Below are 4,771 nucleotides of genomic sequence, written 5' to 3' on the forward strand. Positions count from 1 at the left end.
TTAGTGGCTTTCTTAGTAGAGGTCTTAATCCTTGTTTTAGTGGATGGGGTACTCTGACAGCTAACTCCAGTTTTGACTGATTTTCAATGAGTTACAAATGAAAATCGTGTCAAAAATTTTTAGTTTTACATTTATAAACGCCATAGAGTCGCTTTCATTAAGATAAAAGTAGCGGATTTTTTGCGCATGCGCAAGGAAAAACAAGGCCTTTTTTCCCGCCGAAAGCTCCCCCTCCTAAAATAAAAAAAGCGTCCCCCCCTCCACAGGAAGAACGCCACCTTAAACAAAACTCAACTCAAGCCACGAATACCACGCCGTGAAGGGCGACGAGACAATCGCTCATAGTCTTCACCTAACAAACGAATGCCCTCCAGCGTATCTGCCTGCATCCGCGCATAGGCCTCCAAGCGTCCACGCCGATAGCGATCCTCCGCATCTAAATGCTCCTCGAAACTGGTGGTAGGGCTTAACATCTTATACAGTAAGACGAACAACTCTAACAAAAGCACCACCCCGAAAAAGATCACATAGAACGACAAAACCAGATAATCCGACAGCACAAAATCATGCAGGTCACGAATCCGACTCATGAGCGTACCCGAAGCCCGACTCGAACGCTGTGCCGCATAAGCCGACGCAGATCCGGCTAAGGCCTCTTCCGACTCCCGTACACGCGCCTCTAAAGAAGCCACACGCGCAGCCGCCAACTCCTTCTCACGCCCTTTGGCCTCGGCCACCTTCCCGAAACCACGCACACCAGAACCACCCGCACCGTCCATTTCAGCCAGATGAGCAGCACGCAGCTGAACAAACTCCGCACGGGCAGCAGCTAACTCCTCCCGAAGAGGAAGCAACTCACCTCCACGCTGCTCCTTAAATTCCTCCTGAAATAGGAGTTGCTCCTCCGCAGCTCGGTGCGCGCGGAACTCCTCGATGTCCCCACCGAAAAGCGCCAGGTCTATGCTAATCGCTCCGATGATGGAGGCACCTACAGCAAAAGCCAGACGAAAAAAACCAAATATCCACGAACGAAAACCCGAGATGCGCGCCACCACCATACTCCGATCCACTACAAAAATAAAGGCAGAGGCGACGAAACCTGTCAGTAATCCCGCAAATAGGGACACACCTAAAAGGACATGCACCAGGTAGGTGGCCGAAAAGAACCATACCGACGTGGGCAGTAGCAGTAATAGGCCCAGCGTGATCACCTTCTGCCGACTCTGAGCGGAATGAGACCGAAGCTCCTGATAATCATAGGAAAAAAGAGATGCGAAAATCTTTAATAAAGCAGTCATAGTACAAAGGGGTTAAGAGGAAACATAAAACCAAAGTCGGGTGCAAGTAGCCATGTAGGCGTATAGCGCATGGGCTGCTTTGCCCCTCGACATGCCACAAAATAAAAGCGCAAGCAGGAAAGGCTTTTTCCCACTTGCGCTATCTGGACGAAAAAATAAAAAATATGGCTACAGATAATATCCCGTCATTTTTTTCACAATCTTGGCCATCTGTTCTTTCACCTGAGGTGGACTTTCGATGCGGATCGCCTCACCGTACTGTAAAACCTGGGAGAAAAACTCGGGATTTGGCTTGAGCGATAGACGCACCCTTGCCCACTTAGGATCATCGGTCTCCTCCGGAGGAGACTGACTTCCATGGAGCACCTTGCTGAGCAGATAAGGAAGCCGATCCCTACGAATCAGCAGCGAGACCTGCTGTGTAGACTGCTCGAAATCATTTGTCACTCCGATGATGTCCTCAAAAAACTCGAATGGCTTCTCCCCAGAAATCGGATAAGGAACAAAGGCGTGCATACCTGCTTCTATCGCTTGGATCCGGTCCAATGGTAGAGTCCAGGGCTTTTGCTTCTGCTCGCTATAGCAAAGCAAAAACCAACGCCTATTGTACTGCTTGAGCAGATAAGGCGAGACTTCATGCAGGGTAGCCTCCGCTTTAAAGTAGCCTTTAAAGGTAATGCACAGGGGGCTCTTCTCTTTAATCGCTTCCACTAAGACAGGGATATAGTTGCGCCCATCTTCCTCTCTACTTTCTGCTGCCTCGAAGTTAAGCACTGCTTCGGGGGGCTGCGTCTCCTGCGAAAACTTAGGGCTCATGGACAGGTTCCGCATGCGCGACTCTAATTTTTCTATCTGCTCATAAGAAAAAGCACCATCGACCAGCTTCATCAGTTCGAAAGCCGCCGTGATGGTTGCCTTATCCTCCTCAGTGAGATATACCTGCTGAACGGTACTACCGCCTCCCTCATAGTAGAAATAATGCTCCTTACTCCCAGGAATTTTCATGGAGACAAGTTGAATGCCACGTTTAAAAGCCTCCTCCCTTAAGGCATCGAGGTCATTTTGGATCGTGCGCATACTTACTGTCATTTCCTCCTTGCCTTGACGCTCGAATTCTTTATTGACACGGTTTAAAATGTTTTTTTTCGTATTATGCTTCGACTGTCTTTGTAATAGTTTATCTATGATTTCATGCCGGAAGCGCGTCTTTTTATCTACAGCCATAATATTAAATAGTAAAAGCGATGAAGGAAAGGGAAAGATAAGGCTTTTGTCCCATGGGACAAAGGACACTTTCGTTCAACCCTTCCATTCACCACATCTAAATCTACAGCCCTTGGCAGTGACTTGATCCTCCACCGAAACCAGACCCCACATGTTAATCGAAAAACGTAGAAATATAGCCCGACCCATAGGAGCAAATTTTAAGAAAATCGCTTTTTCCTCGCAGAAATTTACATCATTACCAAAAAATAACTTAAACCCACACATTCACGAACCACCTATTACAGCTGCTTAATAGGAACCCTGTACTCCGCGTGACCCGCCGCATGACAGCGCGCACATAAGGTCACCAGTAAACGGGCTGGATACTGCCAGGGAGCCTTCCAATCCCCCGAATACCGGAAAACATGGTACTGCCGATGATGCACCTGTAGTGCCTCCGCACTGCCACACACCCTACACTGGCAGCCATCACGATGAAGAATCTGCTGGCGAAGCCGCTTCCAGCGTGGGTCGAGCAACTGCTCACGATAACGCCTCTCGGCTGCTTCTTGGTCTACAAAAACTGTCATTACCTACCTCCTTTCCTACTTCATATACACCTGTTAATAAAAACCTAACTTTGGGGCGATAGCCCCTAATATTCCCGCTCCTGAACAGCACCACGCTTCGCACAGCGCTTGGGCTTCTTCTTCACCCGACGAAGTGCCTTTGGGTTTTTATAGCAGGTTATCATCTCTCGGTCTTTGCCCGCTAAAACCACGATCAAGTCGGATAATCCATCCGAACAGCTTAAACCTCGCTCCCGAATAAGGGACTTCGGCAGGTAAAAAAAACGAATCCCTTGCTTATAAATACACTTGCCCCAGTCCACTACCGTCTGAATATCGCTGGCCCGAATACCTCGCTGCTGCTTTCTCACCTGTGCATGTAAACTCGCTCTAACTTGCTCTTTCATCGCGCTTTATTTAAAATGTGAATACCTTATTTTCAGTTTCAAAATAAAAGCACAAGTGAGCAGCCTTTTTTCCTTATTGGAGCTTTTCTTACCAGCTAGGCCATGGACTTAGCGCTGGTGCCCCTACCATTTTTCTATCAGCTCCGACATTTTGTTCCGCACTGGCTCTAGAACCACCTGTGTCCTGATGATCAACCTGCACATGCACCGGCTGCACCACCTCCCTTTGGGAGAATACGTCTGACTCCTATGCTTATGCATAGAAAGATTCTGGACCCGCAGGCAAAATCGTCTACCCAGCCCTCATTATGATAGGCACCACTGAAGCGCTTAGGCAAAAAAACGGCAGACTTTAAGTAGCTCATGCCTTGGAAGAGAAGACTTGATCGAACCGCCTGCTACACTTTTCCGCTAGGTCATGAATCGTGTAATACCGTTTGAAATCCCTGGAAGCACTTATCCAAGACGGCATACCGAATATGCGCATGTTTATGCGCTGGCTTTAAGTGTCTTTTTCTCATAAGACACTTAAAACCAAGGAATTTCTGGTGGCACACTGGATAATTCACCTCGTCATTCTGCCAAGAAAAAAGCCGATGATAAATATAGCGCCTAAAATCATTAAGAAAACCATGCTTATACGATTTAACTATGAACGAAAACAAATACAATCACAAAACACCCCACTAAGTAGGCAGTCTTTTTGCTCAGTTAAACTTTTTATTATGTACTCCGAGACCCGACGTTAAAAAAATCAAAATAGCAGAGGAGCGCTTCTGATCGCTAAGGAGCGGACCTTATAGAAGCAGTTCCACCATCTCCCAAAGTTCGATTTTAAAAATTAGCGATAATCGTTAATACGCCAAGAGTCCCATAGGAACGCATTTTATGAGAAATACCTAAAAACGCTTCGAGCCCCATAGGGGCGGAAATTTCGGTAACCGCGTGGCTTCAGCCCGCGGCACTAGAAACGCCCCAAAGCATACCCGCGGAAAGGAAAAAGGGCATAACAGCGAAAAACATCACCGACGTGGAAGCTAAAATCTCCGAAAGCACATCTCACAGTATAGCGAGTAGATCTATAAAACTGTACCACCGATACAGCACAACACTCTTCAACCTCTCTACGTGGCCTTCTCCCGAAGACCACTCCGTTCGGCACGTACGCTAACGGGGCTGCTTAGCCGCAGCTCCCTTCCGCTCCCGCGTCCATTGTTTTAGTGGATGGGGTACGCAATCCTATTCCATGTGTAGAAAACTGGATCTATAAAACGGCACCATGCGATACAGC

The 4,771-nt window shown here is 47.7% G+C and carries 4 protein-coding genes; all 4 read right to left on the reverse strand.

The window, feature by feature from the left end; genetic code table 11:
* Positions 1–290: 290 nt before the first annotated feature.
* The 4 genes from A3SI_RS16215 to A3SI_RS16235 all read right to left on the reverse strand — a co-directional run bounded on the left by A3SI_RS16215 (position 291) and on the right by A3SI_RS16235 (position 3,480).
* Complete coding sequence (locus tag A3SI_RS16215) at positions 291–1,298, reverse strand: DUF4407 domain-containing protein (protein WP_009057609.1); 1,008 nt, start codon at positions 1,296–1,298, stop codon at positions 291–293.
* Positions 1,299–1,466: 168 nt separating this feature from the next.
* The gene (locus A3SI_RS16220; RefSeq protein WP_040671274.1) at positions 1,467–2,522 is read right to left on the reverse strand and encodes a helix-turn-helix transcriptional regulator; all 1,056 of its coding nucleotides are present in this window, start codon (positions 2,520–2,522) and stop codon (positions 1,467–1,469) included.
* A 281-nt stretch (positions 2,523–2,803) separates the two neighbouring features.
* Positions 2,804–3,094 carry an HNH endonuclease gene (locus A3SI_RS16230; RefSeq protein ID WP_009057612.1) on the reverse strand — a complete coding sequence of 97 codons (291 nt, stop codon included), beginning with the start codon at positions 3,092–3,094 and terminating at the stop codon, positions 2,804–2,806.
* A gap of 65 nt (positions 3,095–3,159) precedes the next feature.
* Positions 3,160–3,480: a hypothetical protein gene (locus A3SI_RS16235; RefSeq protein ID WP_009057613.1), complete on the reverse strand. Its 321-nt coding sequence runs from the start codon at positions 3,478–3,480 to the stop codon at positions 3,160–3,162.
* Positions 3,481–4,771 lie beyond the last annotated feature (1,291 nt).

The organism is Nitritalea halalkaliphila LW7 (assembly GCF_000265075.1).
Taxonomy (GTDB): domain Bacteria; phylum Bacteroidota; class Bacteroidia; order Cytophagales; family Cyclobacteriaceae; genus Nitritalea; species Nitritalea halalkaliphila.

Coding starts and splice junctions, on each gene's coding strand:
- A3SI_RS16230 (WP_009057612.1), bottom strand. CDS start 3,094: ATGACAGTTTTTGTAGACCAAGAAGCAGCCGAGAGGCGTTATCGTGAG.
- A3SI_RS16215 (WP_009057609.1), bottom strand. CDS start 1,298: ATGACTGCTTTATTAAAGATTTTCGCATCTCTTTTTTCCTATGATTAT.
- A3SI_RS16220 (WP_040671274.1), bottom strand. CDS start 2,522: ATGGCTGTAGATAAAAAGACGCGCTTCCGGCATGAAATCATAGATAAA.
- A3SI_RS16235 (WP_009057613.1), bottom strand. CDS start 3,480: ATGAAAGAGCAAGTTAGAGCGAGTTTACATGCACAGGTGAGAAAGCAG.